Annotated in this window: 4 protein-coding genes and 3 pseudogenes; all 7 read right to left on the bottom strand. The window is 68.5% G+C overall.

Annotated elements, in window-relative coordinates:
• Positions 1-211 (bottom strand): annotated as a pseudogene (locus tag QZV72_RS04330) (ABC transporter permease); the annotation flags it as partial.
• Positions 208-1,152, bottom strand: coding sequence for an ATP-binding cassette domain-containing protein (locus QZV72_RS04335; RefSeq protein WP_297005726.1), 945 nt, complete (start codon positions 1,150-1,152; stop codon positions 208-210). The pseudogene QZV72_RS04330 and the gene QZV72_RS04335, both read right to left, overlap by 4 nt.
• A gap of 54 nt (positions 1,153-1,206) precedes the next feature.
• Positions 1,207-2,223 (bottom strand): aldo/keto reductase, encoded by a 1,017-nt coding sequence (locus QZV72_RS04340; RefSeq protein WP_367119086.1) that lies wholly within the window; start codon positions 2,221-2,223, stop codon positions 1,207-1,209.
• Positions 2,203-3,015, bottom strand: a pseudogene (locus QZV72_RS04345) (spermidine synthase); the annotation flags it as partial. The pseudogene QZV72_RS04345 and the gene QZV72_RS04340, both read right to left, overlap by 21 nt.
• Positions 3,016-3,027: 12 nt before the next feature.
• Positions 3,028-3,696: an aminoacyl-tRNA hydrolase gene (gene pth, locus QZV72_RS04350; RefSeq protein ID WP_297005729.1), complete on the bottom strand. Its 669-nt coding sequence runs from the start codon at positions 3,694-3,696 to the stop codon at positions 3,028-3,030.
• Positions 3,693-4,253: an aminoacyl-tRNA hydrolase gene (gene pth / locus QZV72_RS04355; protein WP_297005731.1), complete on the bottom strand. Its 561-nt coding sequence runs from the start codon at positions 4,251-4,253 to the stop codon at positions 3,693-3,695. Before pth (QZV72_RS04355) ends, pth (QZV72_RS04350) begins: the two co-directional genes overlap by 4 nt.
• A gap of 93 nt (positions 4,254-4,346) precedes the next feature.
• Positions 4,347-4,684: pseudogene (locus tag QZV72_RS04360) on the bottom strand (50S ribosomal protein L25); the annotation flags it as partial.

A 4,684-nucleotide genomic window follows, 5' to 3' on the forward strand; every position in this document is an offset into this window, starting at 1 on the left:
CGAAGATCATGGTCTGCACGAAGATGCCGGCCATGAGGAAGGAGGTGTAGTCCTGCCCCGGGATCTGGATCGCCCCGCCGAGCACCTGGCTGAACAGCAGGACGAACATCAGGGGTTGTGCGGTGCCCCAGACCAGAAGGTCAGGGGTGCGTCGGTAGCGGGTGATGTTCCGCAGCGTCACCGCGCGGACGTCGGTCAGCCAGTACCTCATCGGTTCCCCTCCCCGGTCAAAGTCAGGAACACATCGTCGAGCGTGGGTCTGGCTACACCGATGTCGTGGATGGCGATGTCCCGGCCCCGGATTTCGGCGGCGGTCCGCTCCAGGGCAAGGACGCCGTCGGCGACGGTGATGCTCGCAGTCCGGCCCTCGACATCGACGGGCTGGTCGGACAGCCTGGCGAGGAAGGACGCCATGTCCGCCACATCTGCGGGATCCTGCAGGGTGACGCGGATACTCTGCCCACCGACGCGGGCCTTGAGCTCGTCGGCGGTGCCCTCGGCGATGACGGTGCCGCGGTCGATGACGCTGATCTCGTCGGCGAGCTGGTCGGCCTCCTCCAGGTACTGGGTGGTGAGCAGCAGGGTGGTCCCGGCGGCGACCCGCGCCCGGATCACCTCCCAGAGGTTCATCCGGGCGACCGGGTCCAGTCCGGTGGTCGGTTCGTCGAGGAAGAGGATCTTCGGGTCACTGACCAGGGAGGCCGCCAGGTCGGCACGGCGGCGCATGCCCCCGGAGAAGCCTTTCACCGGGCGGTCGGCGGCAGCGGTGAGGTCGAACAGTTCGAGGAGTTCGTCGCCGCGGTGCCTGGCCTTCCGGTCACCGAGGTGGAAGAGGCGCCCGATGAGCAACAGGTTCTCCCGGGCGGAGAGTTCCTCGTCGATGGTGGCGTACTGGCCGGAGGCACCGATGATGCGGCGGACGGCGGCGGCGTCCTTCATGACGTCGCGGCCGGCGACGGTGGCGGTGCCGGAGGTCGGGCGGGTGAGGGTGGTGAGGACCTTGACGGTCGTGGTCTTGCCCGCACCGTTGGGGCCGAGCAGGCCGCGTACGGTTCCCTCCTCGACGGTGAGGTCCAGCCCGTCGAGGGCGTGGACGTCACCGGATGAGGAGGAGTAGGTTTTCCGGATGTCATGGAGCTCGATGAGGGCCATGGGGTCGGATCATACGTGAGGTGTCCCCGTAAATACAGGGTCACCTTCGCCCGGTCAGGCGAGCGGCTTCTCCCAGCTGCCCCGGACCTGCACGCCACCGGTGGTGGCCTCGGCGGCGAGCTCCTCGATCCGGGAGGTCTCTTCTGCGGTGAGGTGGACGCCTGCCGCGCGGACCTGCGACTCGATGTGCCGGGGCTTCGTCACCCCGACGATCGGCCGGGTGCCCTTGTCGACCGTCCACACGGTGGCGACCTCGGCGACGGTGAGGCCGCCGTGGGCGTCCCCGATCTCCGTCATGGCGGCGGCGAGCTCCTCCAGCTGGGGGAGCACGGAGTTGTAGGTCGCCGCCCGGTCACTGCCCGCCGGCAGCGGGTTGCCGGTGTTGTACACGCCGGTCAAGGCACCCTGCTCCAGAATCATGTACGGCCAGACCTCGATGCCGTGGTCGTGGCAGTACCGCAGGACGCCGGTGGTCTCCGAATCACGGAAGAGCAGGCTGTAGTGGTTCTGCACCGCCGAGAGCTCCACGCCACCGGCGGCGAGGATCTCCACGACCCGTTCGATCTGGGCGAGGCTGTGGTTCGAGACGCCGACCTGTCGGACCTTCCCGGACTCCACCAGGGGGATGAGCTGCGGGGTCCAGCGTTCGACGTCGTCCTGGTTGTGGATCCAGTACATGTCGACGTGGTCGGTGCGCAGGCGTTCGAGGCTGGCGTCCAGCATCTGTTCCATGGAGTCGCCGTACCGTCCGGCGAGCATCGGGGTGAACTTCGTGGACAGCTGGTAGTCGCTGCGGTCGTACCCGGCGAGCAGTTCACCGAGGATCGTCTCGGAGTGACCCATCGCGTAGACCGGCGCAGTGTCGAAGACGGTGAGCCCGGCGGCCATCGCGGCGTCCACGACGGGCTTCAGGTCTTCTGTGCCGAGGTGGTTGCCGAAGACGGTGTCGCCGCCGACGGCACCGGAGCCCCAGGACCAGGTGCCGAGGACGACGGAGGGGGAGGATGTGTGTGTCATGTCCACCATTGTCCCCTTGACGGCGGCCGCGCGCCGGGCCACAGCGCCCGACATGAACCGCCGCACCCAGGCGTCCGGTTTGAACTGGGCAGGCACCCCACCACCGAGCAGCTCCTTGACCGGCGGTTCCGCGATCTCCACGTCGGACGCCAGCAGGATGATGTTGCCGTAGCGGCGTCCCTTGAGCATCGGCGGATCAGCGATCACCGCGAGATGACGCCACACCTCGGCCATCCCCGCCAGCTCCGCCTTCGCCCCGCGCAGATCGGAGTGGTCGCCGCAGTTCGCGACATAGAGACCGTCGGACGCCAACCCCCGGTGGCAGTCGGCGAAGAAGTCGACGGTGGTGAAGCTCTCCGGGGTCACCGCGCCGGCGAAGACGTCCCGGACGATCACGTCCCGGCTCGCCGGGGTGAAGGACGCCGCGACCTCGCGGGCGTCATCGACCCGGATCTTCACCCTGGGGCTGCGGGGGATGTCGAACCACTGCCGTGAGAGCTTCGCCAGCTCACCGTCGAGCTCCACCACCGTGTTCCGTGACTCCGGGTAGACGTCCGCGAAGTAGCGGGCCATGGTGCACGCCCCACCGCCGAGGTGGGTGATCCGCAGGGACGCCGGGGCCAGCGGCACCGCCGCGACCTGCGCCTGCACCGCCGAGGCGATCCACCGCATGTACTCGAAGGCCAGCTCACGGGGTGCGCCGATCTCGATATGGGAACTGGGCACGCCGTTGATGCTGATCAGCCAGCCCGACCCCGAGTACGGGTCGGCCTCCAGCTCGATGATCCCGTGGTCACCCTCGTACACCCCGGCGACCGGGGCAGGTTCCGCCGTCTTCCTGGCCATGGTCAGTTCACCCTATCTCCGGTGGATCTCGTTCTGCGCGGCAGGCACGCCCCGTCGCACGATGACCTCCACGGCGTCCGCGGCGGTGCGCACGGCGTCTTCAAGCAGCTCAAGGGTGAGCGAGCCCTGGCCCGGCGTCCCCAGCACATGGTCGACCACGGACTGCCCGTCGGCGGGTCGTCCGATGCCGACCCGGACGCGTACGTAGTCACGCGTTCCGAGCTTCTCGGAGATCGACTTCAGCCCGTTGTGCCCGTTCTCGTTGCCGCCGAGCCGGATCTTCACCTTGCCGGCGGGCAGGTCCAGCTCGTCGTGGATGACGATGACATGGTCCGCGGGAATCGCGTAGGACGTCGCCAGCGGGCCGACCGCCAGGCCGGACTCGTTCATGTACGTCGCCGACCTCACCAGCAGGACGCCGTGCCCGTCGACCCCGGTCCTGGCGACCTTCGCCTGCACCCCGGGGACCCCGATGAGGTGTTCCCGGTGGCGGTGCAGCAGCTCGTCCACCACCCGGTAACCGATGTTGTGCCGGGTCCGGGCGTACTTCACCCCCGGATTACCGAGCCCGACGACGAGCCACTGGGCGGCGGGCAGTGCGTCCCACACGGACTCCTTCTTCGACGTGCTCCGGGGGCGGGGGCGCCGGAGCAGGCCCTTCAGCGAGTCGAGGACGCTCATGCCGTCACCGTCCCGGTGGCGAGACCGGTGACGAGGTCCGCGGCGTCCGCGCAGATGATCGGCACCTCGGCCTGCTCGGCCTTCGCGAACCTCTTCAGCACGAAGGACGCCGGGGCCATCCGTCCCGGGGGACGCCCGATGCCCACCTGGATCCGAAGGAAATCCTGCGTCCCCAGGGACTTGGCGATGTCCTTGAGACCGTTGTGGCCGTTGAGCCCGCCGCCCTTCTTCAGCTTCACCACACCGAGGTCCAGGTCGAGTTCATCGTGGATGACGACGATCTGCGCGGGGTTCACCTTGAAGTAACCGGCCAGGGCCTTCACCGGCCCACCGGAGAGGTTCATGAAGCTGCGTGGGGTGGCCAGCACGACCTTCCGGTCGCCGACGCGGATTTCGTCGACCCGGGCATTGACCTTCTTGTTCACGCTGAAATGGTCGCCCAGCTCGTCGAGGACCGCCGCGCCGATATTGTGCCGGGTGCCCTCGTACCCGGCACCAGGGTTCCCGAGACCCACGACCAGCAGTGGGGAGGCTCCGATGGTGTTCACGGGCACCATCATGGCACAGTGCGACGCGATGAAAATGAGCCACCCCTCATGCCTGTGGGCACGAGGGGTGGCGTGGGTTCCCGGCAGGGGAGGGGAGTGCGACTACTCCGCCGCGTCGGCCGGGGCGTCGGCGGCGGCCTCGGCGGCGGCCGGAGCCTCGTCGCCGGTCTCGGCCTCATTGTCCTCGGGGGCGATGAAGTTGACGACGAGGACGTCGGCGTCGGTGACGAGGGTGACACCTTCCGGCAGCTCGATGTCGCCGGCCAGGATCTGGTCGCCGATCTCCTTGCCCGAGACGGAGACCGCCAGCTCCTCCGGAATGGAGAGGACGTTGGCGGAGACGGTGACGGTGTCGGCGTCGTGCATGATCTCGACGCCCGGGGTGGCCTCGCCGGTGACGACGACGGGGACGTCGACGTCAACGGTCTCGTTGCGGTTCA

Origin of the sequence: uncultured Corynebacterium sp. (genome assembly GCF_902782855.1) — a bacterium.
GTDB lineage: Bacteria > Actinomycetota > Actinomycetes > Mycobacteriales > Mycobacteriaceae > Corynebacterium.